This window comes from Yoonia rosea, assembly GCF_900156505.1.
In the GTDB taxonomy this organism is placed as follows: Bacteria; Pseudomonadota; Alphaproteobacteria; order Rhodobacterales; family Rhodobacteraceae; genus Yoonia; species Yoonia rosea.
The window spans coordinates 43,826-66,151 of the sequence record NZ_FTPR01000001.1; the positions used below are offsets into that span (position 1 = coordinate 43,826).

27 protein-coding genes are annotated in these 22,326 nt (G+C 57.7%); 5 read left to right on the top strand and 22 right to left on the bottom strand.

The features are described from left to right. The 5 genes from B0B09_RS00190 to B0B09_RS00210 are packed head-to-tail and all read left to right on the top strand — an operon-like array spanning nucleotide 1 to nucleotide 3,049. Nucleotides 1-357: a Na+/H+ antiporter subunit C gene (locus B0B09_RS00190; RefSeq protein WP_055291815.1), complete on the top strand. Its 357-nt coding sequence runs from the start codon at nucleotides 1-3 to the stop codon at nucleotides 355-357. Beyond that, nucleotides 354-1,895, top strand: a complete 1,542-nt coding sequence (locus B0B09_RS00195) for a monovalent cation/H+ antiporter subunit D (RefSeq protein ID WP_076657868.1) — start codon at nucleotides 354-356, stop codon at nucleotides 1,893-1,895. Before B0B09_RS00190 ends, B0B09_RS00195 begins: the two co-directional genes overlap by 4 nt. Nucleotide 1,896: 1 nt before the next feature. After that, nucleotides 1,897-2,397, top strand: a complete 501-nt coding sequence (locus tag B0B09_RS00200) for a Na+/H+ antiporter subunit E (protein WP_055291820.1) — start codon at nucleotides 1,897-1,899, stop codon at nucleotides 2,395-2,397. Then, complete coding sequence (locus B0B09_RS00205; RefSeq protein ID WP_055291822.1) at nucleotides 2,394-2,681, top strand: K+/H+ antiporter subunit F; 288 nt, start codon at nucleotides 2,394-2,396, stop codon at nucleotides 2,679-2,681. The genes B0B09_RS00200 and B0B09_RS00205 overlap by 4 nt, the downstream gene beginning before the upstream one ends. Further along, a complete protein-coding gene (locus B0B09_RS00210; protein WP_055687755.1) occupies nucleotides 2,678-3,049 on the top strand; it encodes a Na+/H+ antiporter subunit G in 372 nt (123 codons plus the stop codon). The genes B0B09_RS00205 and B0B09_RS00210 overlap by 4 nt, the downstream gene beginning before the upstream one ends. A 9-nt stretch (nucleotides 3,050-3,058) precedes the next feature. Here B0B09_RS00210 and iolB read toward each other — a convergent pair whose 3' ends face one another. The 22 genes from iolB to B0B09_RS00315 form a co-directional block, all read right to left on the bottom strand. Beyond that, complete coding sequence (gene iolB / locus B0B09_RS00215; protein ID WP_076657869.1) at nucleotides 3,059-3,865, bottom strand: 5-deoxy-glucuronate isomerase; 807 nt, start codon at nucleotides 3,863-3,865, stop codon at nucleotides 3,059-3,061. A 10-nt stretch (nucleotides 3,866-3,875) separates the two neighbouring features. Then, the gene (locus tag B0B09_RS00220; protein WP_165689269.1) at nucleotides 3,876-4,025 is read right to left on the bottom strand and encodes a hypothetical protein; all 150 of its coding nucleotides are present in this window, start codon (nucleotides 4,023-4,025) and stop codon (nucleotides 3,876-3,878) included. A 38-nt stretch (nucleotides 4,026-4,063) separates the two neighbouring features. Beyond that, nucleotides 4,064-4,969, bottom strand: a complete 906-nt coding sequence (gene iolE / locus B0B09_RS00225; protein WP_076657870.1) for a myo-inosose-2 dehydratase — start codon at nucleotides 4,967-4,969, stop codon at nucleotides 4,064-4,066. Beyond that, nucleotides 4,970-6,802: a 3D-(3,5/4)-trihydroxycyclohexane-1,2-dione acylhydrolase (decyclizing) gene (gene iolD / locus B0B09_RS00230; protein ID WP_076657871.1), complete on the bottom strand. Its 1,833-nt coding sequence runs from the start codon at nucleotides 6,800-6,802 to the stop codon at nucleotides 4,970-4,972. A 10-nt stretch (nucleotides 6,803-6,812) separates the two neighbouring features. Then, a complete protein-coding gene (locus tag B0B09_RS00235) occupies nucleotides 6,813-8,735 on the bottom strand; it encodes a bifunctional 5-dehydro-2-deoxygluconokinase/5-dehydro-2-deoxyphosphogluconate aldolase (RefSeq protein WP_076657872.1) in 1,923 nt (640 codons plus the stop codon). After that, nucleotides 8,728-9,723 (bottom strand): inositol 2-dehydrogenase, encoded by a 996-nt coding sequence (iolG, locus tag B0B09_RS00240; RefSeq protein WP_076657873.1) that lies wholly within the window; start codon nucleotides 9,721-9,723, stop codon nucleotides 8,728-8,730. Before iolG ends, B0B09_RS00235 begins: the two co-directional genes overlap by 8 nt. Nucleotides 9,724-9,816: 93 nt before the next feature. Then, a complete protein-coding gene (locus tag B0B09_RS00245) occupies nucleotides 9,817-10,599 on the bottom strand; it encodes an ATP-binding cassette domain-containing protein (protein WP_055291835.1) in 783 nt (260 codons plus the stop codon). Between the two features lies 1 nt (nucleotide 10,600). Next, entirely contained in the window at nucleotides 10,601-11,722 is a 1,122-nt protein-coding gene (locus tag B0B09_RS00250; protein ID WP_055291837.1) for an ABC transporter permease, read from the bottom strand. Between the two features lie 122 nt (nucleotides 11,723-11,844). After that, nucleotides 11,845-12,786, bottom strand: coding sequence for a sugar ABC transporter substrate-binding protein (locus B0B09_RS00255; RefSeq protein ID WP_055291839.1), 942 nt, complete (start codon nucleotides 12,784-12,786; stop codon nucleotides 11,845-11,847). A 119-nt stretch (nucleotides 12,787-12,905) separates the two neighbouring features. Further along, nucleotides 12,906-13,718 (bottom strand): MurR/RpiR family transcriptional regulator, encoded by an 813-nt coding sequence (locus B0B09_RS00260; RefSeq protein ID WP_076657874.1) that lies wholly within the window; start codon nucleotides 13,716-13,718, stop codon nucleotides 12,906-12,908. Between the two features lie 171 nt (nucleotides 13,719-13,889). Beyond that, nucleotides 13,890-14,780: a metal ABC transporter substrate-binding protein gene (locus B0B09_RS00265; protein WP_076659706.1), complete on the bottom strand. Its 891-nt coding sequence runs from the start codon at nucleotides 14,778-14,780 to the stop codon at nucleotides 13,890-13,892. A gap of 5 nt (nucleotides 14,781-14,785) precedes the next feature. After that, nucleotides 14,786-15,121: a hypothetical protein gene (locus B0B09_RS00270; RefSeq protein WP_076657875.1), complete on the bottom strand. Its 336-nt coding sequence runs from the start codon at nucleotides 15,119-15,121 to the stop codon at nucleotides 14,786-14,788. Further along, on the bottom strand, nucleotides 15,118-15,894 hold the full coding sequence (locus B0B09_RS00275) for a DUF4198 domain-containing protein (protein ID WP_076657876.1): 777 nt from the start codon (nucleotides 15,892-15,894) through the stop codon (nucleotides 15,118-15,120). The genes B0B09_RS00270 and B0B09_RS00275 overlap by 4 nt, the downstream gene beginning before the upstream one ends. Before the next feature lie 15 nt (nucleotides 15,895-15,909). Then, nucleotides 15,910-17,079, bottom strand: a complete 1,170-nt coding sequence (locus B0B09_RS00280) for an ABC transporter permease (RefSeq protein WP_076657877.1) — start codon at nucleotides 17,077-17,079, stop codon at nucleotides 15,910-15,912. After that, nucleotides 17,076-17,744 carry an ABC transporter ATP-binding protein gene (locus tag B0B09_RS00285; protein ID WP_076657878.1) on the bottom strand — a complete coding sequence of 223 codons (669 nt, stop codon included), beginning with the start codon at nucleotides 17,742-17,744 and terminating at the stop codon, nucleotides 17,076-17,078. The genes B0B09_RS00280 and B0B09_RS00285 overlap by 4 nt, the downstream gene beginning before the upstream one ends. Beyond that, a complete protein-coding gene (locus B0B09_RS00290; RefSeq protein WP_076657879.1) occupies nucleotides 17,744-18,322 on the bottom strand; it encodes a hypothetical protein in 579 nt (192 codons plus the stop codon). The genes B0B09_RS00285 and B0B09_RS00290 overlap by 1 nt, the downstream gene beginning before the upstream one ends. A 123-nt stretch (nucleotides 18,323-18,445) precedes the next feature. Then, nucleotides 18,446-18,619: a hypothetical protein gene (locus B0B09_RS17815; RefSeq protein ID WP_165689270.1), complete on the bottom strand. Its 174-nt coding sequence runs from the start codon at nucleotides 18,617-18,619 to the stop codon at nucleotides 18,446-18,448. Between the two features lie 10 nt (nucleotides 18,620-18,629). Continuing rightward, on the bottom strand, nucleotides 18,630-19,373 hold the full coding sequence (locus B0B09_RS00295; RefSeq protein ID WP_076657880.1) for an ABC transporter permease: 744 nt from the start codon (nucleotides 19,371-19,373) through the stop codon (nucleotides 18,630-18,632). Beyond that, nucleotides 19,370-20,023, bottom strand: coding sequence for a TenA family protein (locus B0B09_RS00300; protein ID WP_076657881.1), 654 nt, complete (start codon nucleotides 20,021-20,023; stop codon nucleotides 19,370-19,372). The genes B0B09_RS00295 and B0B09_RS00300 overlap by 4 nt, the downstream gene beginning before the upstream one ends. Then, complete coding sequence (locus B0B09_RS00305; RefSeq protein WP_242654309.1) at nucleotides 20,020-20,721, bottom strand: ABC transporter ATP-binding protein; 702 nt, start codon at nucleotides 20,719-20,721, stop codon at nucleotides 20,020-20,022. The genes B0B09_RS00300 and B0B09_RS00305 overlap by 4 nt, the downstream gene beginning before the upstream one ends. After that, nucleotides 20,718-21,386, bottom strand: a complete 669-nt coding sequence (locus B0B09_RS00310; protein WP_076657883.1) for a TenA family protein — start codon at nucleotides 21,384-21,386, stop codon at nucleotides 20,718-20,720. The genes B0B09_RS00305 and B0B09_RS00310 overlap by 4 nt, the downstream gene beginning before the upstream one ends. After that, the gene (locus tag B0B09_RS00315; RefSeq protein ID WP_076657884.1) at nucleotides 21,383-22,318 is read right to left on the bottom strand and encodes an ABC transporter substrate-binding protein; all 936 of its coding nucleotides are present in this window, start codon (nucleotides 22,316-22,318) and stop codon (nucleotides 21,383-21,385) included. The genes B0B09_RS00310 and B0B09_RS00315 overlap by 4 nt, the downstream gene beginning before the upstream one ends. Nucleotides 22,319-22,326: the final 8 nt, after the last annotated feature.

Consider the following 22,326-nt stretch of genomic DNA (forward strand, 5'->3'; position numbering starts at 1 on the left):
ATGGAATTTCTGATTGCATCCGCTATTGGTGTGATGACCGCCGCGGGGATTTACCTCGTGCTGCGGCTGCGGACTTTCCCCGTGATCTTGGGGATTTCGCTACTCACTTATGCGGTGAATGTGTTCTTGTTCACCTCGGGCCGCGTGATCGTCGGTGCACCACCTGTCCTGCGCGACAATGTCACGACCTACACAGACCCGTTGCCACAGGCCTTGGTCCTGACGGCGATTGTGATTTCCTTTGGCATGACGGCGGTGGTCGTCATGATTGGCTTGGGTGCGTTCCTTGGCTCTGATGATGACCATGTGGATGATCAACACGAAACACCCAAAGACAAGCCGGAGGGTTCAGCATGACCCATTGGCTTATTGCGCCCGTTGTGTTGCCTGCAATGCTGGCGCCTTTCATTATCCTGGCTGCGCGGTTTCACATCGGCATCCAGCGCGTGTTCTCGATCGCCGGTGTTGTGATCCTTGTTGCGATTTCCGGTGCTTTGGCATGGGCGACATCAGACGGAACCATCATGCTTTACCAGTTGGGTGACTGGTCGGCCCCGTTCGGGATCGTTCTGGTGGGTGACCGGTTGTCGACGATGATGATCCTGCTGACGTCGGTTCTGGCACTCTTCGTGCTGATCTACGCGGTTAGTTCCGGCTGGGATAACCGCGGATGGCATTTTCATGCGCTTTTCCAGTTTCAACTGATGGGTATCTTGGGGGCCTTCCTGACAGGTGACCTTTTCAACCTGTTCGTATTCTTCGAAGTGCTGCTGATCGCGTCTTACGGGCTGATGATCCACGCAGGAGGCACGCGGCGTTTGCGCGCCGGTGTCCAATATGTGCTGTTCAACCTGATCGGCTCAACGCTGTTCCTGTTCGCACTGGGGGCGATATACGCGGAAACGGGCACGCTCAACATGGCTGATCTTGCCAATCGGGTGACGCTGATCAGTGCAGATGAAACCGTGGGTATTCGCGTGGCTGCTGTTCTTCTTTTGTTGGTCTTTGCGATCAAGGCGGCTGTGGTGCCTTTGCACTTCTGGTTGCCTTCAAGCTATGCCGAAGCCCCGGCGCCCGTGGCCGCGCTTTTTGCGATCATGACGAAAGTCGGCGCCTATGCAATCATCCGCGTCTATACCCTGATCTTCCCGCCTGATCTGGACGTGACAGCGGGGCTGCATGACACTTGGCTGCTTCCGGCGGCCCTTATTTCGCTCGCGATCGGGATGGTGGGTGTACTGGCGGCGAAACGCTTTGACAGACTTGTGGCTTTTTCGATCATCGGGTCGATGGGCATGGTGATGGTATCCATTGCGCTGTTCACGCCCGAAGGGATCGCTGCTGCCCTCTACTACATTGTCCACTCGACGCTTGCAGGGGCTGCCCTGTTCCTGATTGTGGACTTGGTGCGATCCAGTCGTGCAAACCTTGAACTGACGCCGCAAGCACCCGTTGCAAGTCCGGCACTGACCGCCAGCCTGTTCTTTGTTGCCGCAATCGCCATGGCGGGCCTGCCGCCGCTGTCAGGGTTTCTTGGAAAACTGCTGGTCTTGGATGCAGCCTTTGACAGTGGCCAGATGGTATGGATCTGGGCCATTGTGCTTGGCTCCAGTCTGGTGAGCATTGTGGGGTTCGCACGTGCTGGCAGCATATTGTTTTGGAAAGCACAAAGCGTGCAGCCACCCGGCGACGCAGTCAAAGTAGTGCCACCTGCAACACTGTCTTTCGTGGCCATAGGCGGGTTGATCATGCTCTTGGCGATGCACACAGTTTTCGCAGGTCAGGTGCACCGGTACACCACCGCAATTGCGGCGCAGTTGTTCAGCCCCGCGCCCTATATCACGACAGTTGTCGATACACCGGGCAAACTGAGTGAACCGACGGAGGATCAATGACATGAGCCGCGCATTCTATTGGTTGATCCCGCACCCGCTTTTGACATTGATCCTGACGATCGTCTGGATACTCCTGCAAAATGAGATTTCGGCGGGGATGATTGTCTTTGGATTTATCTTGGGCATCATCATTCCTTGGGGCACATCCGTGTGGTGGCCCGACACGCCAAAGAGCTTTCGCGTGGGTAAGATGATTGCCTACAGTCTTGTGGTGATCTGGGACATTATCGTTGCCAATATCGAAGTCGCCTGGATCGTGCTGACAGTCCCGACATCAAAGCTTAAACCGGCATGGATTGTGGTGCCGCTTGAATTGCGCGAGCCCGAAGCCATTACCATGCTTGCCGGGACCATCACGCTGACACCGGGGACCGTTTCGTCGGATCTGTCCAGCGACGGGCGCAGCCTGCTGGTGCATGTCCTGCATACGGATGATCCTGATGCGGTCCGCGATGATATCCTCACACGCTATGAGGCACGTCTATTGGAGATATTTGCATGATACTTGCAACGCAGTTTCTGAATATTGCCTTGGCGATTACCTTTCTTGCGCTCGCGCTGGGGCAGGTGATGTCGATGGTCCGTCTGGTCCTTGGGCCAACTTCGGGTGATCGCGTGCTTGCGCTTGATACGATGGTGATCAATGCACTGGGGCTTGTGATCGTGCTGGGCATATTCAAAGGCGTGCAAATCTATTTTGAGGTGGCCCTGCTGATTGCAATGCTGGGCTTCGTGTCGACGGTTGCCTTGGCGCGCTTCATTTTGCGGGGGGACATTATCGAATGACCGCACAGATTATCGGAACCTATTTCGTTTGCCTGTCCTTGATCATCGGGTCCGGCTTTGTACTGGTCGGCGCCATTGGGTTGCTGAAGTTCAACGACCCCATGACGCGCCTGCACGCACCAACAAAGGTCGGGACAATCGGCATTGGCATGCTGCTGGTCGCGTCAATCATCCACTCTTTTGACATTGGCCAGCCGTCAGCCCACGAGCTGCTGATTATGGTGTTTCTCTTTGTGACGGCGCCGATCTCGGCGAATTTTATCGCCAAGGTGAACATGCATCGTCAGGCCTGTGACACACCGCCACCGCCGGTCAATGGCGATGTCTGGTCCACACTTGATGTTCCAGACGCGGAAAAAGACACCTGATCTCTGGCGCTAGGCGTCCCGTTCCATGATCCAGGCGACCTCGGGTGCAGGGACGAAGCGCCATTTGCGCTTGGGGCCCGCCATGACGTTTAGATAATACATCTCAAACCCGTAGGGCGCACCGCAGGGGTGGTGCCCGCGCGGGACACAGACAACATCGCCATCTGAGACGGCCATGGTTTCATCGAGCTGGCCATCATCCGTATAGACCCGCTGGATACCAAAGCCCGACGCAGGGTTCAGGCGGTGATAATAGGTTTCTTCCAGATAGGTGATCCGCGGGTAGTCGTCTTCGTCATGCCGGTGGCTGGGGTAGGAGGACCAATGCCCCGCCGGTGTGAAAACTTCGGTCACCAGCAGGCTATCGCAGTAATCCTCGTTCTCCATCGCGATGTTGTTGATATGGCGGGTGTTTGTCCCCTTGCCACGTTCCGTCAGCGTAATGCCGTCAGGGCCAATGCGCCGCGCCGCGTGTCCGCCAATGCCAGGTGCGCTGCAAACAGCTATGACGCAGTCGGTCTGGGCCGTGGCCGCCCAGTCGCTGCCATTGGGCAGGTAAAGGCAATGTGGCGGGGTCTTTTCAAAAACATCCATCCGCTCGCCCAAAACACCCCAGTCCTGCCCCGCGCCAGTGATCTGCGCCTTGCCTTCGACCATCACCAGTATGACTTCGCGGTCGCCTGTTGCCTCTGCTGCGGTATCGCCCGCCTTGAGCCGGTAAAGCGAGAAGCCGACGTAACGCCAACCCGCGCTTTCAGGGGTGATCTGGTGCACTTTGCCACGCGTGCCGAAAGGTTTCTTGAGAAGGTCAGACATTGATGCTTCCTTATGCTTGAGGATCAGGCTTGATGAAGAACGCGTAGATGCAAATCAAACCCAGGCAGGCGGCAAAGACGGCCCATGCGGGCCCGCCGAAGACCAGTTCGAACAGGCCATAGATCGCGATCACCGCCACTGTGGCAATCCGCCGTGCCAAGGGCCGGAAAAAAGGATGGTGAAGGCCAAGGAAATCGATCATCTCACGACGTCGAGCCCCGCTTTGGCACAGGCGGCGACAATATAGTCATAGCCCATCTTGGAATAGTCATAGGGTGGGGCGGCTGCAGGGTCTTGTTCCGCTTCGACAACGATCCAGCCATTGTAATCCATTGATTTGAGCTTGGCCGTGACGGCTTCAAAGTCGATACAGCCTTCGGGATCCCCCGGAACAGTAAAGACGCCGCCTGCAACAGCATCCAGAAAGCTCGCGTCCTTGGCATGGATCGCGTCCAGGACCGGCTGGCGGACGTCTTTGTAATGGACGTGATGCACACGGTCCGCCCATTTGTCCAAAACAGCGATCGGGTCAGCACCTGCAAAATGCAAATGACCCGTGTCAAAAAGCAGACCCAATGCAGGATCAGAGCCTTCCATCAGCCAGTCGATATCCTCGGCATCCTGGATCATCGCCCCCATATGGTGGTGATAGGCAAGCTTCACGCCTTGCCCTTTGGACCATTTGGCAAGCTCGGAGAGTTTCGCAGCGTAGTCCAGCACCTCGTTCCGCGTCAGTTTTGGACGCGTGGACACCGGAACGCCCATTGCGCCCTGTATCGTGTTGGAACATTCGGCATAGACGATGCACGGCGCTTGCAGCGCTGCGAACTGTGCGACCTGTTCGGCAATCGCGTCCGCTTCTTGCGCGACAGTCGACACCATCAGGTTGCCGGAACACCAGCCGCCGCAAAGCGACACGCCATAGGCATCAAGGTATGTGCGGAGGCCTTCGGTGTCCGCGGGCATCCGGCGGCCCCGCTCAACCCCGCTGTAGCCGATGCGCGCCGCGTCTGCCATCGCGCCTTCGGTCGTGTAGTCTTTGGTCAGTTCGGGCAGATCATCATTCTGCCAGGCAATCAGGGAAATGCCGACTTTGACAGTCATTTAGTCAATCCTTTGGGATTTTTTGTTTTCGATATAGCCTGCATAGGCCGCGTTCACTTCAGCCCGCTCCGACACCTCGGGGACACCGACATCCCACCATGTGCCGCCATGTGGTGTGGACGGATAGGGGTCTGTATCAATGACGATGACATAGGGGCCCGTGATGTCGTGGCGTTTCGCCAAAGCCGCTTCCAGTTCTGGGATCGTGCCGACCTTGACCGACGTGGCCCCCATAGATGCCGCATGAGCCGCGAAATCGATTGAGGAATTGTCGCCACCTATGGCGTGCGCCAGCAGGTTGTTGAATTCCGCACCACCCGTGCCCATCTGCAACCGGTTGATACAGCCGTAGCCACGGTTGTCGGTGACCACGACAGTAAATGAAACGCCCAGCATCGCAGCGGTCGCCATTTCCGAATTCGCCATCATATAGGTGCCGTCTCCGGTAAAGCAGATCACATCGCGCGTGGGTTGGGCCATTTTGATGCCCATCGCGCCTGCAATCTCGTACCCCATGCAGCTAAAGCCGTATTCCATGTGGTAGGCGCCTGGCTTGTTGGCCTTCCATAGCTTATGCAGCTCGCCCGGCATGGTGCCTGCCGCACACATCGCCACGGTTTCTTCTGTTGCACTACGCTGGACAGCGCCGATGACCTGCATGTCTGTGGGCAGAGCGTTGGTGTCCGCTGGCGCATCGGTCAGTGGATCAACCTTGCCGAACCAATCGGCCTTCAACGCAGGCGCGGGTCCGGTTGCCTTGTAGCTGCCAATCGCGTCACCTAGTTCGGCAAGGCCCACTTTGGCATCGGCCATCAAAGGCATCGCGCCATGTTTGGCCGCATCATACGCGGCTGTATTCAGGCTGATGATTTTGCGTTCCGGATTGGCGAACAGGCCCCACGATCCGGTCGTGAAATCCTGAAAACGCGTGCCGACACCCAGCACGAGGTCGGCTTGCGCACAAACCGCATTTGCCGGCTCACCACCCGTTACGCCGATGGGCCCAAGGTTCAACGGATGGTCCCATGCAAGTGCCGATTTTCCGGCTTGCGTTTCAGCAACCGGAATACCGTGGGCTTCGGCAAAGGCCTGAATGTCCTCACATGCATCCGCGTAATGCACGCCACCGCCTGCAACAATCACGGGGTTCTTGGCCGCTTTGATAGCCTCTGCCACGCGCGCCAACTCACCCAGATCAGGGCGGATGCGGCGCTGATGCCAGACCTGCGGCGCAAAGAAGCTTTCCGGATAGTCAAAGGCCTCAGCCTGCACATCCTGACACATCGACAGGGTGACAGGGCCGCAATCCGCCGGATCCGTCATCGTGCGAAACGCCCGTGGCAGCGCGGTGAGCAGCTGTTCAGGGCGCGTGATGCGGTCGAAATACCGGCTGACCGGCTTGAAGCAATCATTCACGCTGACCGTGCCGTCATTGAAATCTTCAATCTGCTGCAGCACGGGATCCGGCCCGCGATTTGCGAAGACATCACCGGGCAAGAGCAACACAGGCAGGCGATTCACATGGGCAAGGCCCGCCGCGGTGACCATGTTCAACGCCCCGGGCCCGATAGAGGATGTCACGGCCATCGCGCGCTTGCGCTTCAACTGTTTGGCATAGGCGATGGCCGCATGTGCCATGGTCTGTTCATTGTGGCCGCGATAGGTGGTCAGGGTATCTTTGGCACCGTGCAGCGCCTCGCCGATACCGGCGACATTGCCGTGGCCGAAAATCGCCCAACAGCCAGCGATGAAGCAATCGCCATCCTCGTTGTGTTGCGCACCAATGTAGCGCACCAAAGCCTGCGCTGCGGTCAAGCGGATTGTCTTAGTCATTTTTTGCTCCTCAGGCGGCGTTTAGCCGGACATCTGCCCGCGCCTTGTCCCACGTCTTGCACAACCGATCAAAGCGGTCGGCCATTTGCGATACGGCTTCTGCATCAGTCATGTCGCCCTTCATCCACGCACGTGCCGCATCGCCAAAAATTGTGCGCCCGACGGCAAAGCCTTTGACCAAGGGCTGTTTGGCCGCCAGCGCAAAGCTTTGCGCCAATTCATCCTCTGGTGCATCCAGGCCCAGCACCACGATCCCGCGGGTGCGCGGATCATTGGTTTCAATGGCATTGACGGCATTGGACCACGCGGCGTCTGTCTTGAAGGGCTCAAGCTTCCACCAGTCAGGATAGACGCCGGCATCATAGAACTGCTGGATCAATTGGGACGTCGTAGTGTCATCCACCGGACCAACTTTGGAGGGAATGATCTCCAACAGAAATTCAAGTCCGTTGCGCCGCGCCGCCGTGAACAGCCGCTTTACGCGTTCTTCCTGCAAGGCGCGCAGGTCAGGCGCGTCGGTCGGGTGACAAAAGACCAGAAGCTTCACAATGTTTTCACGAGCCCATTCGCGGAACTGGCCGAAATCCTCGCCAAGCTCGGGTTCAAACGCAATCGGGCGGCTGCCGGGCCATTCGGTTGGGCGGCCAATCCAGAGACCAGAACCGGACGCGCGGTGCAGGGCAGAGCGGCCAATTCTATTGTCACACAGGATACCATAACCGTCCTGACCGTCCGCCACTTGCAGCACTGCATCAAGGCAAAGCTCTTTGAACGCGGCTCCCTTTTGTGCGGAATAGCCGGGGATTTCTTCAAGCTGCGAGCGGTGATCAAAAGCAAAGGTGCGCACGTGATCCCATGTGTTGCCCGTGCGGGTGATACGCGTGCTTGCCCAGTGCACCTGTTCAAGTTCCGCGTCATTGCGCAAATCCGGTTGCTTGATGCCACGATCAAAGAAGAAATTCAGCTCTTCCCACGTAGGATAGGCAGGGGTGCATCCGTGACGGCTGACGGCAAAGGCACCACAGGCATTGGCGTATTTCAATGCAACGGGCCAGTCTTCGCCATCGAGCCAGCCTTTGAGCAGGCCGGACATAAACCCGTCACCCGCCCCAAGGACGTTGAACACTTCGATCGGAAATCCGGGACCTGTTTCGCCGTCATCAAGGCTGGCGGGAATGTCGCCGGTAAAGGCTGTCGCCCCAAGCGCACCGCGTTTGCACACCAAAGTTGCCCCCGTGACGGCACGCACAGCGCGCAGCGCCGCCAAGGTGTCGGTTGATCCACCAGCGATATGAAACTCTTCTTCGGTGCCGACGATCAGATCGAACAGATGCAGCGATGCCTGCAGCTTTTCGGTGACTGCCGCACTTTCGACAAAACGGCTTTCGCCGTCGCCATGACCTGCCACACCCCAAAGATTGGGGCGATAGTCGATGTCCAAAGCTGTCAACTGTCCGTTCTCGCGCGCGAGGTTGAGCGCCTTCAAGGTCGCGGCGGCCACTTGCTGGTTGCTCAGATGGGTCCCCGTGGCGACAATCGCACGCGCACGTTTGATGAACTGCGGGTCAATGTCGTCTTCAGTCAGCCCCATATCCGCGCAATTCTCGCGGTAGAAAATCAGCGGAAACTGATCCTCGTCGCGAATGCCAAGCAGGACCAAAGCGGTCAGGCGATCCGCGTCCACTTTCACGCCATCAATGGCCACGCCTTCGCGCTGAAGCTGTTCGGTAATGAAACGCCCCATATGTTCATCGCCCACACCGGTGATCACGGCCGATTTCAGACCCAAACGGGCAGTGCCGCAGGCAATATTGGTGGGCGACCCGCCGATGTATTTGTCAAATGACCCCATGTCTTCCAGACGGCCGCCGATCTGGGCGCCGTAAAGGTCAACCGACGAACGCCCGATTGTGATCAGATCTAGATCAGACATCTTCGATCCTCACTGGTTTGCCTTCCTTGGCCGAAAGCGTTGCCGCCTCGGCCATGGCCAGCGCATTGACACCATCTTGCAAGGTGACGGGCATCGCCGTTCCCTTGGTCACCGCGGTCACAAAGCTATCCCATTCGGCGGTGTAGGCGGGCATGTAACGTTCCAGAAAAAAGAACGTGGGTTTCGCGCCGGTGACACCTTGCTTGGTCGATTTGACCACAAGGTTTTCCAACATGTTTTGGGCCTGCAACAACCCTTCCGCGCCAAGCACCTCAAGCCGCTGGTCATAGCCATAGGCCGCACGGCGTGAATTCTTGATCACGGCGATCCGCCCGTCAGCATAGGTCATCGTCACAACAGCGGTATCGACATCGCCCGCTTCACCAATTGCGGGATCAACAATGCTTGTCGCCGCAGCCGTCAGGCTGACCGGTGTGGCGCCCATGATAAACTGCGACATATCGAAATCATGGATCATCATGTCGCGGAACAACCCGCCAGAGACCTTTACATAGGCCACAGGCGGTGGGGCAGGGTCGAATGAGGTGATGCTCAAAAGCTCGGCCTTGCCGATCTCGCCTGCGTCCAAGGCCGCTTTCAACGCCCCGAAACTCGGGTCAAAGCGGCGGTTGAAGCCGATCATGACCGGTTGACCGGTCTCAGCCACGACCCTTTGGCACGCGCGCGCGCGTTCAAGGCTCAGGTCCACTGGTTTTTCGCAAAGCACGGCTTTGCCTGCGGCTGTCGCCTTTTCCATCAGATCCGAGTGCGTATCGGTTGAGGTCGCAATCAGGATCGCGTCAATCGCGGGGTCCGCGATAATGTCATCTGTGCTGCGGGCCTCACAGCCATATTCGGCCGCCAGTTTCTGGGCGCTCTCGGGAATAAAGTCCGAAACAGCCACCAAAGTGCTTCCACCATGCGCAGTGATCGCTTTTGCATGGACCCAGCCAATTCGGCCCGCGCCGAGGAGACCAACTTTTAACATGAGATTCGCTTTCGTTATCACCCCAAGGCAGCAGCCAGTTGGGCGTTGATTTAGAGTGCAGCCGCACAGTACCGGGCGGCTGCTGGTGTTTGTTTACTGGGCTTGTTTCCCCAGTTCAGGCACAAGTTTGGCAAGTTCGTCGCCGCCGGCCATCATATCGTGTAATTCGTCGTATTCGATCTCGCCGCGTTTGGCCGTACCAAGTGTCTGACCTCGGTTCAATACTGTAAAACGGTCACCGACAGCCAGTGCGTGGCGGACGTTATGCGTGATAAAAACCACGCCGATCCCCTGTTCGCGTACCTTATGCACGGTGCTCAGCACGTTGGCAGTCTGTCGCACACCCAAAGCGGACGTCGGTTCATCCAAAATCAGGACCTTTGCACCGAAATAGACCGCACGGGCAATGGCCACTGTTTGTCGTTCACCACCTGACAAGGTGCCGACGGCCTGATCAGGTCCACGCAGGTTGATGCCCATTTTGCGCATTTCCTGCATGGTGATTTCATCTGCTTTTTGTTGATCGAGAAAATTGATCCCGAATTTCTTTTTCACAGGTTCGTTGCCCATAAAGAAGTTACGGCTGACGCTCATCAGCGGGATCATCGCAAGGTGCTGGTGCACCGTCGCAATTCCGGCTTCCATCGCGTCTCTCGGGTCTTCAAAAGACATGGGCTTGCCTTCGAAAAAGATCTCACCCGCAGTTGGCTTGTGAACCCCCGACATCGTCTTGATGAAGGTCGATTTACCCGCACCGTTGTCACCCAAAAGGCAGTGGCACTCGCCGGGGAAAACATCAACTGACACACCGGCCAGCGCAATGACCGAGCCAAAGTGCTTCTGGATGTTTTTCATCTGGATAATTGCATCGGACATATCAACGCTCTCCTGTAATCAAGCGGCGGATGTAGGTATTCAGGATCACAGCACCCAAAAGGATTGCGCCCAGGAAAACTCGGAAAAGCGAGCTTTCGACACCGGCGAAAAACAGGCCCTGTTGCACGACGCCGAAGATCAGTGCGCCCAATGCGGCCCCGATGACCGACCCGTAGCCGCCTGTCAGAAGAGCGCCGCCGATCACCACAGCGATGATCGCCTCGAATTCTTTCAAAAGTCCACGGTCCGCACCCGCTGACCCGAACTCCATCACCTGACAGGTGGCAAAGACGGTCGCGCAAAAAGCGGTGAACATAAACATCTGGATTTTGACTTTGGTCACAGGCACGCCCGAGTTACGGGCCGCTTCGGCGTCACCGCCGGCGGCAAAGATCCAATTGCCAAAGCGTGTGCGGGTCAAAAGCACATGACCGAAGATAACCAGACCAAGCGCCCAGACAATCAGCATCGGAATACCATCGACCACAGGTTCACCGGCACGGGTGCCGCGTTCGAACACGTCGATGATTCCAACGTCGCCAAGCCATGTGAAGATTGGGCCGCCTATTTTGCCGCCAAAGACAGGGGCGAGCCAATCGCCCTCAGCGGCCTCTTTAATGCCGCCGATGATTGTTTTGCGCTCGAACGTCTGCGGAAAGAAAATGGTAAAGCCGCGCAGGATAAACAGGAACGCCAAAGTAACAATGAAGCTTGGCAGGCCGGTCCGGATGACGATGAAACCGTTCAGCGCACCGATCGCGATGCAGATCGCAAAGGTCAGCAGGATCGCGACCCAGACAGGCCAGCTCAGGGTGACCGAGAAAATTGCAATCAACATGCCTGCGAACCCGATCATCGAGCCGACCGACAGATCGAACTCGCCCGCGATCATCAGCAAGCAGGCACCAACAGCGATAATCATGAACTGGGCCGATACGACAGACCAGTTCAGAATGCCTTGGGTGTTGAACATACCGCTATCAGCAGCGGTCAGCAGGAAGAATGTAAACACAGCGATGGTGCCGACAATTCCGCCGAGTTCTGGACGAATAAGAGCCTTACGGATGAATGAGGTTTCCTTGATCCGCTCGTCTGCAATTCCCGTTTGGGTACTACCGGTCATAGCGCAGCATTCCTTTGTCAGAGTGTGATGGGATGTGTTCGGTATCAGGGCGTCCGCAAAGAACGCCCTGAACCTTTTGTCCGTCGGGGTGCTGTGCACCCTGCCAAGACAGGGAGGAAAACCTAGCGGTATTCGCCAGCGAACTCTTCAACTTTTGTCAGACCGTCAGCCGTCACAAAGCCCGGGCCAGAGTTGATGTTATTGCCTGGCAGAACGCCGTAACGGTGGTAGTTCGCCAAAACGATAACCGGCAGATAGGCCTGCAGGAAAGGCTGCTGGTCGATACCCCAGTTGATGACGCCGGACTTGAGACCTTTCACGATTTCTTCGCCCAGATCGAATGTCCCGAAGTAGATATCACCCGCCATGCCGTTTTCTTCGAGCGCAAGGATGGTGGGATCAGCAGAAGTCGGCCCGAGTGTCAGAACCGCTTCGGTTTCGGGGTTGGCGGACAGATACGCCAGAACCTTGTTCTTGATTTCAGCAGGGTCCTGACCGCTGTCGATCATCTGGTTGCCCAGTTCCACACCCAGACCATCTGCGAAGCCCTGGCAGCGCTCGGTCGAAGAGGGCGAGTTGATGTAGTGGTTCACGCACAGGAACGAGCCGATACCGTCGCCCGCAGCGCGCTGCCCGGCCGCGAAACCTGCATCATATTCGGGTTGGCCGACATACATCAGCGCGCCCAATTCACGGGCCTGATCCGGCGAACCGGAGTTGATGATGATGACATCAACACCGCTTGAAATCGCGTCAGAGATCGGGCCGGACAGCACGTCATAATCAGCCAGTGTTGTGATAATGCCGTCAGGGCCAGAGGCCGCGGCTTGCTCGATGATACGCGCCATGTCGGCCAAGTCACCCGTTGGCGGGTTGCGATACTCAACCTCAACGCCCATCTGTTCGCCCGCAAGTGCGACACCGTTCTTGATGGTATTCCACCAGCTGTCGCTGTCCGGAGCGTGGCTGACCAGTACATATCTTTCGCCTTCGGCATGGGCCGGAGCGACAACGCCGACGACAGCGAATGCGGCCGCAGCGAGTGCGGTAAATGTCTTCTTCATAAGAACCTCCCTTTGTTTTCTCCCGGTCAGTTCCTCGGCTGACCGCACAGGAAGAATCATTTCTCCTGTAAATAGAATTATTATTCCATTTTAGAAAACAGGCAACATATATTTGCCAATTAACCCGGTCTGCGGGCTCCGGTCGCGACCGCGAGCGTGATTGCCAGCGACAGAGTGGCCGACAGGGAGCGGAACGCCCCAAAGTCAATTTCCGAGACGATCAGAGGCACAACAGATGTGCCATTTATCGGCAACGAGGGCGTGTCGCTCATCAGGATCACGGGCAGTCCGCGGCGCACCGCTTCGTCCGCCAGTTCAATGGTTTCGGGACTATAGGGCGCAAATGTGATCGCGATCAAAACGTCCCCTTCGCGCATGGCTTCGGCATGGGTCAATCGCCCGCCACCACCATGTAACACACTGGGAATACGTAGCTTTTCAAAGGCATAAGACAGATATGAGGCCACGGGATATGCCCGCCGCAACCCCATAACATGGATCAATCGGGCCTGTGCGAGCGTTTCGACTGCTTGCTCAAGTGCTGTCTCGTTCACGGTCGCTGAAAGCTGCTCTAACGATTGTCGGCCTGCTTCCACGAACTCTGCCAGAATTGCGGTCGGGCTGTCGTCGCCGGATTCGCGCAAGTTCTGGATGCGTTCGCTGTAGTCAGGCATTTTTGGCTGGATGGTTTGCCGGACAAGTCTTTGCATGTCCGTATAGCCGCCAAAGCCGACCACTTGACAGAACCGCATGACGGCTGACGGCTGTACATTCGCCTTTTCGCTGATCTCGGCAACGGTAGAAAAGGCAATCTCTTGCGTATTTTGTAATATATACTCAGCACACTGGCGCAAACGCTTTGGCAATCTGTCCAGCAAAAGCGCAATTCTTTCGGTCAGCTCCTCTAGGTTCTCGGGTGCTTGGGCTTCCATTTTTTGCGCTCCTTATTGGATTTACCAATAGGCTAGAACGAATGATGAAAAAATGGAACGCGTATTCCAAACGTTGTCTGACCGGCGCATCAGGGGCCGGATTGCAATGCGCGCTTGGCGGGACGGGCAGGGTGCAACCGCGCGCTGGGCTAGCTGCACCCGCTATGGCCACTATTGGGGCTTGGTATCGGATACTGCCGTCAAAGCCTCTGCAACAGCCTGCATGTAGTCGCCTTCCTCAACGCCATGCGCGAGGGTTGGAAAGACGATGTTCGCAAGGCCCAAATCCGCCGCGATAGCAAACGCCTCTGGGGGTGGTGCTGCTTCCCATATCAGCACCTTGGCACCTGTCTGCGCGACAAGCGCTACAAGCTCTGCCCGTTCTTCATCGGTCGGCATGGCGCCGGCTTCCCATTCCAGTGACGACAGCGACAGGTCATAGCGCCGTGCAAGGTATTGATAGCGTGGGTGTGTTGCGATCATCGCGATGCTCTGCATGCCATCAAATGCGCCGGTAGCCTGCCTGTCCAACTCCTCAAGGTCGGCCCGCAATGCGTCGAGCCGCGTTGCAACCGCATCATCAGGTGCGATCCCGCGTGCAGTGATGGCCGCAGCGACGGCTTCGGCCTGCGCGATCGCCAGCATCGGGTCAAGCCAGGTGTAGGAGGCGAGCCCTTCATGCGAATGTTCATCACCGTCACCATGGCTATGTGTGATGCTCTCGGTGCGAATAAACTGGTCTTCGATTGCGGTGGTCGTATTCACGACCTTGGCGCGCGGCAACGAAACCCGATCAACCCAGGTGGCAAATCCCGCACCGTTCAACAGGATCAGATCGGCAGACTGGATCGTGCTGATATCGGCAATGGACGGACGCCAGAAAGAAGGGTCAACCTCCGCCGGAACCGGAAAAATAACCTCTGCAGCGTCCTCTACAAGGCGTTCGGCAAAATACTGCAAAGGATAATTCACAGCAACAATGCGCGCACGATCCTGTGCCGCGACAGGGTTGGCGGCAAGAAGTGTCATCATAACGGCGAGGAACGGTCTTAGCAGGGGCATGGTCATCAACTCTGGCAGCTGCGTGCAATGTCGTCGGGTGTCACGATCCAGTAATTGTCGTGGCTGCCGGTGTCGACTTCGATCACAAGACCGCCGGAATGGTCCACGCTTTCAAGCGGTATGGCGGCAGTTCCATCCTCATTGATCGGCAAAGTCAGCAGCAAGGTGTTGTTTCCGTCAAGCACGCGTACATCGGCAAGCATGACGGGATTTCCGTTCGAAAACTTGGCTTCGACGGTCACCATTTCGCAATCGGTTGCGGCGAATACCGTCAACTGATGCGCCGCCGCCCCCATGGGGGCGACAGCACAAATGCTAGCCAAGGCAATAGCCCGGATCATTGTCCGGTCCATTCTTCGAAGTGAACCCAGATCACGGCGCCAAGTTCGACGGCCTTCTCTTCGCCCGACGTTTCTTCGACCAAAGTATAATCAGCGGTGTTCAGAGCGGCGAAACCCCACCAGCCATCAGATGGCGGCGCATAGGTGAAGACACCATTCGCATCGGCCTTGACCGTCTGCGTGATCATCAACTCGTCCGGGACGGTCGCGCCTGCGCCATCATTGAAGAATTCGACTTCAACCTCTGCATAGGGCACGGCTTCGCCATCCATCTTGACGATACCCTGAAAGACATTGTGCTCCCATAGGCCGAAGGGCTTGGACAGCGGGACAATCTCGGTTTTCAGGCCCAGTTCGCTATCCCAGCCCTCGTCGTCGCCATAGGCGGTCACATAGGTCTTGGTGTAGTGAATGATAAAGGCATCTTCCGCAGGTTCCCAATAGGGCTGCGGTTCCATCGCGAAGATGTAGGTGCCAGGACGGTCCAGCGGATAATCAAGCGTGTAGCCCTGATCATCCATCACGGTCGCACTTTCTAGATCGCCGAGCAGGTCCGTGGTGGTACCCTCGTGCGTGACCGAGAATGCCACAGGTGTATCGAGCATCATGCCGTCCATTTCGAACGGATGCGAGAACGACATCGTCAGCGCAACACTGCGCCCGTCTTCCTGACTGATCATCGGATCATTGGGAATAATCATGCCGTAATGGGCCAGCGCAGGCGTCGCAGCGATAATGCTGGCGAGTGATGCAGTGATAAAATGACGTTTCATGGAGCCTCCTAATGATCATGAACCGAGCGCGAGTAGCCAACCCACCCAAGCTTCTGAATTGCGCGACACGATGGCTGCGCCTGTTGCAGCAATAAGTGCTGAAAGCGATAGTAATGTGATTGTTTCGGCCGACAAGAGACGCAAAACCATGCCGCGTCGCGCCCCCAGTTTGACGGCCGTTGCGATTTCGCGGGCCCGCAGGCGGTAGCTGAGGAACACGGCAAGCCCGATTGCCGCCAACGCCGCAATGGCAATGATCAGCGTGACCGCGTCCAGCAGCGATTTGATCCTGAAAATACGGTCCACAAGGCTCTGGATTACGCCAGCCGGTTCGATCAGTTGGGCGGGGTTTTCACTATCCAGATAACGGCCTTTCAGGATTGTGCCGGACCGCGCGTCATTGGGCACCACGATCACGGCAGAGGTCGGGAAACCGTCCTGACTGCCATGAAAATGAAAGCTGTCGATATTCTCGTCGGTGATCCGCTGATACTGCACAACGGCCGCATTCGACAGTGCCGCGGTGCCTGCCGCGACCTCGGCCGCCGTCACCACATCTTCATGGCCGTGCCCGATACCCTGAATGACCCAAGCGGTTTTGATATCCACAAAAATTGCCTGATCATCGGGTGAGTTGGTGGGAGCCAGAACGCCCACAATTGGCATCTCGAGCGGATAGACACCATCCAGATCAAACAGGTTTTCAGGCGAGGACACCAGCGTGTCACCAACGCCTTTGCCAAGTGTTTGCGCAACATCCGCGCCAATCACCGCATCACCAAGAATGGAAAGGCCACGGCCGTCCGACACGGTCAGGCCGCGAAAGTCGAAATAGTCCAGCGTCGTCCCCACAATGCGGAACCCTGCGGACGAAAAGGCGGAATGCACAGGGATCGGCACCGCCAGCCCGCTGTCCCAGACCGCTTCAACCTCGCGCATTGTGACAGGATCGGGCCGTTCGTCCGAAAAATAGAGTGCGGCCATTGTCAGGTCCAATTGCGATCCCCGACTGCCCAACAACAGCGGTGTCGCATCGCCCCGCGCGACCAGCGCACGTTCGCTGGTGGACAATAGGATCTGCGTTGCAATCGGAACAAACATGATCAGTGCGGCCACCAGTGTCAGCACAAGGCTGCGCCCCCAGTGATACCGCAGATAGGCAAAAGCAAGGTAAAGCGCGTTCATGCGTCAGCCCCCTGTCTGAACTGCGCGAAATCCAGCACACGCTCGAACCGGGGCAACAGTTCATGGTCATGGGTCACGGCCAGAACGGCGGCACCCGCTTCGCTGGCCTGTTCAAACAGCAGATCAAGGATGCGGGCTTTGCTTTCAGGGTCAAGATTGCCTGTGGCCTCATCCGAAAGGATCAGCTTGGGCTGGGTCACCAAGGCGCGACAAATGGCGACGCGCTGTTGTTCACCCTGGCTCAGTGCGGTCGGATGACGGTCCAGTTTGTCGCCGATCCCGCAGGCTGCCGCCAAGGCTTCGGCCCTTTCGCGGGCGGCAGCGTTCAACGTCAGTGCGGGCGTGATCCGGTAAGGGTAGAGGATGTTCTGCCGCGCCGACAGATAATCCAGCAGCGCAAAATCCTGAAACACAAACCCGATCGTGCTGGCGCGAAAGCGGCGGCGTTCCACCTCTGAGAGGGTGGCAACATCGGTGCCTGCAACGTCGATCCGGCCCGCCTCTGGTGTCAGGATGCCCGCGATCAGGTTCAGGAGCGTGGTCTTGCCGCTGCCGCTTGGGCCCACGATGGCCACGCGTTCGCGGTCTTGTAGATGAAACGCAGGGACGCGCAGACCAAAGCTGGTCGCGCTATAGCGGAAAGAAAGGTTTTCGACGGTAATCATCAGTTGATCTGCGGGGCCAGAAAGGTTTCTCCGGCCGCATCCCGATTGACTTCCAACAGTTCGAAATCGGTGATCCGCCAGGCGCCCTCGACAGGGGATACCAGAAGATCGGCACTATAGGTGTTGCCGCGCACATGCAGGTGTTCGGCATGTCCGACCGTGCCGATGACCTGCCATGAGGCGTCAATGGCTAATGCGGCACCATCGCGCGAGACGCGTGTGTTCAGCAGCTTGATTTCATGGATTGTCTGATCAGCCTCTTCAAGGCCACCGCCAGCCATCGCGCCCACGCGCTCCAGATAAAGGTATTCGAGGGCGTCGCCATGTGTGACACTGGCAAGGGTGTCATAGATCGCATCTTCTTGGGTCTGGCCGAATGCATCATAAACCACCAACAACAAGGCAGGCGTCAGGCGCCAGAACTCTGTGCGTGCTTCTTCGATGGTCATCGGGTCAAGGCCGGGTGCGGTAAATGCATCGGTTTCCGACACCGCATCACGCATCGGCATCATGAGGAACGCACCAACAGCTGCGGCACCAAGGACTGCAAGACCTGAAAAAAGAGGAATTCGGTTCATCGTCCGCGCGTGTCCATGTGAAAATTCAGCGTTGCCAATAAATTGTCGCATCGTGCCAAGGACTGCAAGCAGGCAACATCACAATGTCGGTATTCGTCGTGCGGCAAGAACGCCTCTCATCCTTCAAATGCCTTTGCGCAGGTCCGTGCGGGTCCATTGGATGCTTAGCTCAATCACGAAATGGCGCTGCATGTCACACGATGCGCCGCGCAAGTTGCGGATATAGGTGGCTTTGACCTTTCCGCCTTCGTTGATGCAGCCTTTGTCATTCACCCAGTCAATCAAAGCGGCTTTCAATGTGCGCCAATCAAGATCCTTCTGGCCGATCCAGTGTCTTTTCGCACAACTTATTCACAGCAGTGTGCAGCAGGATCGTCAGGACAGCGAGCACAATTAGGGCGGCAAACATCAGATCGGTTTTTGCGCGCCCATTGGCCAAAAGCATGAGATATCCAAGGCCTTTTGACGCCCCAACCCATTCGCCGATGATCGCACCGATGGGCGCATAAACCGCGGCCAAGCGCAGCCCGGAAGCAAAGCCCGGCAGGGCAGCGGGCACCCGGATATGCCACATAATGCGGGCGGGACTTGCGCCCATCACCTTGGCCAAGCCGATCCAGTCGCGGTTTGTACGCATCAGGGCGTCAAAAAACGATGATGTCACAGGGAAATAGATGATGATCAGAGCCATCGTGATCTTGGACCAGAGGCCGAAGCCCAGCCACAGGGTCAGGATAGGTGCCAGTGCAAACACCGGCACCGCTTGGCTGAACAGCAGAATGGGTCGCACCAGTGTACGCGCGGTCGGCGATGCGACCAGCCCGATGGCCGACACGAACCCGAGTGCGGCGCCCAGCACGAGGCCGATAAGCACTTCGGCGATCGTGATCAACGCATGCTCTGCCAAAAGTGCGCGGCTTTCCCAAATTGTTTGCCCCACCAGTGCAGGGGGCGGCAGGATGAACCGGGCGACACCTGTGGTCCAGATCACTGTTTGCCAGAGCAGCAATATAAGACATGTCGCTGCCATGCCTGCCCGCCAACCGGTCATCGTAAGACCGCAAAGCCAACCCAGGAGGCGTCAAAGAAAGCGCGTTCCAACCGTACCGCTTGCGTGAAGGTCGCAGTAACGTCTTTGCGGGCGTCTTCGTCCAGCCTGTCCCAAACCGTATCCAGTTGATCGCGCAAATAGGCGACGACCTGTGCAAATCCATCGCCTGCGTGCAGGGTTATCCACTCACCCAGCCAAAACGGCAGATCGTTAGCTTTGTCTTCAAACGGAGTGGCCCAATCGAGGTAAACCCATTCGGCAACCACGAGAACCGAGAGCATGATTTCGTAGCGCCCTGAGCGGCGGGCTTGGTCCATCAGCTGTTGGAGCGCGAGTGTCTCGGGCGCTGCTGGCGCGGTTGGTGGCACCTCAAGCGCGTGGAGCGCACGCAGGAAATAAGTATTTTCGGGGCCGCAGACCGAACCCAGAAATCGCGCGCCTGGCACGGCATCAGCCAATGTTGGGGCATGGGCCAAGGCGGATGCTAAAAGCCGTACAAACCCGTCAATGAACTGGTAGTCCTGTTGCAAGTATCCCGCCATCTTGTCCCGGCTTAAGGTCCCATCGGCTAAGGCATTGGTGAACGCGTGATGTGTCGCGGCGTGCCAGTCATCAGCGACAAGCGATTGCAAGTGTTGTGTGGCGCTCATGTCGGTCTCCGCAGTCGCTCAAACAGGTCTTTTTGCGTGCGCAACACATCTGGTGCGTTGATGTCGCGCGGAATGGGGGTGCGCGGGGCGGCAACCTCGACAAGCCCTGACGGGGTCATGATCACGATGGTCTGGCCCAGTCTCGCAGCCTCGTTCGGATCATGGGTGACCAGCAGCACCGTGCGCCCGGTCAGCAGTTTTGTCGTCAGGTCCTGCATTTGTGCGCGGGTCAGCGCATCGAGCGCTGAGAACGGTTCATCCAGCAACACAACGGCGCGGTCTTCCATCAAAGTGCGCGCCAAGGCGACGCGTTGGCGTTGGCCACCCGACAGGGCGCGGGGCAATTTGTCTGCGTGCTCGGCCAAGCCCACTTGCGCCAGCCTGTCGCGGGCAAGTCCCCGGTCGCGGCGTTCGCCGCGCAGCCGCGCGCCAAGCATGACATTGTCCAAAACGCTGAGCCACGGCATCAACAAGTCTTGCTGCGCCATCATGGCAACACGACCGGGATCGCTGAGGGTCCCGTCGAAGGTAACGCCTTCGGCGAGACCCGCAAAGAGGCGCAGTACCGTGGACTTGCCGACGCCACTTGCCCCCAACAGACATGTCCAGCTGTGCGGTGTCAGAACCAAATCGAGCTGCGAAAAGATCGGTGTCCCGTTGATTGCTGCCGATCCTGTCATGCGCAGGGGCTGGTTCACGGATCGAGCCCCATATCCCAAAACCCGACCTCAAGCTGTGTCGCCACCCTGAACCGCGCCAGAAGACTGATCCAGCGGGGGCTGGCCGATGCGTTATCGCCCATGCGTCGCGCCACTGCCTCATCAATCAGCAAGCCCACATCGCGGCAGACCTGCTGGTACTCGGTGCTGGCATAGGTGTTGATCCATTCGGCGTAGGTGTCCGAAGTCTTGGTGGCTGCCAGCGTGTTGCCGATTTCACCGTATCCCATGACACAGGGGGCCAAAGCGGCCAGCAAATCCAACAGGTCACCGGAATGGCCAGCATCCAAGACATAGCGGGTGTAGGCCAGGTTTTCTTGCCGTTCCTGCGTCGCAAATAGCGTTGCCTCATCAATCCCGGCCTCAGCGCAGGTTTTGATATGCAGGGCGATCTCCTCATTGATCAGCCCGTTCACCGTCCCAGCGGCCAGGCGCATTTCCGCGACCGTATCCGCCTTGGTGATGGCCAAAGCCCAAGCGCGGGAAAAGTGGATCAGAAAGACGTAATCCTGTTTCAGATAGTGCAGGAAGGCGGCGCGCGGCAGCGTGCCGTCGCCCAAACCCGCTACAAACTTATGACGGGTATAGGCGCGCCAGGCGGGGGTGTTATCCCGCCAAGCCGCGAAAGTTTTGCCGTAGGTCATTCCGCCCCCAGATCGACCGCAAGAGCCGAGACAGGGCGGGTGCCCTCGACCAAGCCGCTCTCGGCCAGAAAGGCTTCGAACCGTGTGTAGCGACCTTCATCCAGCGCTTCGGGGCGCAGGGCAAAACGGGGCAGGGTATCAACCCAGGCCTTTGCGTTCAGTTCGTCGTCCAGCTCGGGCGCGTAGCCCTTGAACAACTCCCATGAGGCTTCTGGATTGTTGACAATGTACTGCGTCGCCAGTTCTGTTGCGCGCAAGAACCGGCGAACCTGACCCACATCCATCCGGTCGGGGTTCGCCACATAGATCAATTCGTCGTAGGTCGGCACGCCCTCTTCCTCGACATAAAAACAGCGGCCCTCAACGCCTTCGATCTCCATCTGGTTCAGCTCAAAATTCCGGTAGGCCCCGATGACTGCGTCCACCTGACCCGACATCAACGCGGGGCTGAGCGAGAAATTCACATTCACCATCTCGACATCATCCAGCCTGACGCCGTGGCGTCCGAGCATCGCGCTTAATACCGCCTCTTCCACACCCGCAACAGAGAAACCGATCGTGCCACCCTTGAGCTGGCTGATCTCCTGAATGGGGCCGTCTTTCAGGACCAGAAGGCAGTTGAGCGGTGTTGCCACCAATGTGCCCACACGCAACAGCGGCAAACCTTCGGCCACATGCAAATGCTGGCTTGGTTGATAGCTGACGGCAATGTCGCCTTGGCCAGCCGCTACGAGTTTCGGCGGGGCGGACGGATCGGCGGGCGGGATGATCTCGACCTCCAGTCCCTGATCGGCGAAATAGCCCAGCTCTTCGGCCACAATGATCGGCCCGTGATCGGGGTTGATGAACCAGTCCAAAAGCAAGGTCATCTTGTCTTGCGCCAAGGCTGGTGTCGCGAACAGTAGTGCCGCAGCAGTGATGAGGTGTTTCATGTGGGTCT

What these genes read in the sequence shown, in the direction of transcription:
- B0B09_RS00190 (WP_055291815.1), top strand. Translation starts at nt 1, where the DNA reads ATGGAATTTCTGATTGCATCCGCTATTGGTGTGATGACCGCCGCGGGG.
- B0B09_RS00195 (WP_076657868.1), top strand. Translation starts at nt 354, where the DNA reads ATGACCCATTGGCTTATTGCGCCCGTTGTGTTGCCTGCAATGCTGGCG.
- B0B09_RS00200 (WP_055291820.1), top strand. Translation starts at nt 1,897, where the DNA reads ATGAGCCGCGCATTCTATTGGTTGATCCCGCACCCGCTTTTGACATTG.
- B0B09_RS00205 (WP_055291822.1), top strand. Translation starts at nt 2,394, where the DNA reads ATGATACTTGCAACGCAGTTTCTGAATATTGCCTTGGCGATTACCTTT.
- B0B09_RS00210 (WP_055687755.1), top strand. Translation starts at nt 2,678, where the DNA reads ATGACCGCACAGATTATCGGAACCTATTTCGTTTGCCTGTCCTTGATC.
- iolB (WP_076657869.1), bottom strand. Translation starts at nt 3,865, where the DNA reads ATGTCTGACCTTCTCAAGAAACCTTTCGGCACGCGTGGCAAAGTGCAC.
- iolE (WP_076657870.1), bottom strand. Translation starts at nt 4,969, where the DNA reads ATGACTGTCAAAGTCGGCATTTCCCTGATTGCCTGGCAGAATGATGAT.
- iolD (WP_076657871.1), bottom strand. Translation starts at nt 6,802, where the DNA reads ATGACTAAGACAATCCGCTTGACCGCAGCGCAGGCTTTGGTGCGCTAC.
- B0B09_RS00235 (WP_076657872.1), bottom strand. Translation starts at nt 8,735, where the DNA reads ATGTCTGATCTAGATCTGATCACAATCGGGCGTTCGTCGGTTGACCTT.
- iolG (WP_076657873.1), bottom strand. Translation starts at nt 9,723, where the DNA reads ATGTTAAAAGTTGGTCTCCTCGGCGCGGGCCGAATTGGCTGGGTCCAT.
- B0B09_RS00245 (WP_055291835.1), bottom strand. Translation starts at nt 10,599, where the DNA reads ATGTCCGATGCAATTATCCAGATGAAAAACATCCAGAAGCACTTTGGC.
- B0B09_RS00250 (WP_055291837.1), bottom strand. Translation starts at nt 11,722, where the DNA reads ATGACCGGTAGTACCCAAACGGGAATTGCAGACGAGCGGATCAAGGAA.
- B0B09_RS00255 (WP_055291839.1), bottom strand. Translation starts at nt 12,786, where the DNA reads ATGAAGAAGACATTTACCGCACTCGCTGCGGCCGCATTCGCTGTCGTC.
- B0B09_RS00260 (WP_076657874.1), bottom strand. Translation starts at nt 13,718, where the DNA reads ATGGAAGCCCAAGCACCCGAGAACCTAGAGGAGCTGACCGAAAGAATT.
- B0B09_RS00265 (WP_076659706.1), bottom strand. Translation starts at nt 14,780, where the DNA reads ATGCCCCTGCTAAGACCGTTCCTCGCCGTTATGATGACACTTCTTGCC.
- B0B09_RS00270 (WP_076657875.1), bottom strand. Translation starts at nt 15,121, where the DNA reads ATGATCCGGGCTATTGCCTTGGCTAGCATTTGTGCTGTCGCCCCCATG.
- B0B09_RS00275 (WP_076657876.1), bottom strand. Translation starts at nt 15,894, where the DNA reads ATGAAACGTCATTTTATCACTGCATCACTCGCCAGCATTATCGCTGCG.
- B0B09_RS00280 (WP_076657877.1), bottom strand. Translation starts at nt 17,079, where the DNA reads ATGAACGCGCTTTACCTTGCTTTTGCCTATCTGCGGTATCACTGGGGG.
- B0B09_RS00285 (WP_076657878.1), bottom strand. Translation starts at nt 17,744, where the DNA reads ATGATTACCGTCGAAAACCTTTCTTTCCGCTATAGCGCGACCAGCTTT.
- B0B09_RS00290 (WP_076657879.1), bottom strand. Translation starts at nt 18,322, where the DNA reads ATGAACCGAATTCCTCTTTTTTCAGGTCTTGCAGTCCTTGGTGCCGCA.
- B0B09_RS00295 (WP_076657880.1), bottom strand. Translation starts at nt 19,373, where the DNA reads ATGACCGGTTGGCGGGCAGGCATGGCAGCGACATGTCTTATATTGCTG.
- B0B09_RS00300 (WP_076657881.1), bottom strand. Translation starts at nt 20,023, where the DNA reads ATGAGCGCCACACAACACTTGCAATCGCTTGTCGCTGATGACTGGCAC.
- B0B09_RS00310 (WP_076657883.1), bottom strand. Translation starts at nt 21,386, where the DNA reads ATGACCTACGGCAAAACTTTCGCGGCTTGGCGGGATAACACCCCCGCC.
- B0B09_RS00315 (WP_076657884.1), bottom strand. Translation starts at nt 22,318, where the DNA reads ATGAAACACCTCATCACTGCTGCGGCACTACTGTTCGCGACACCAGCC.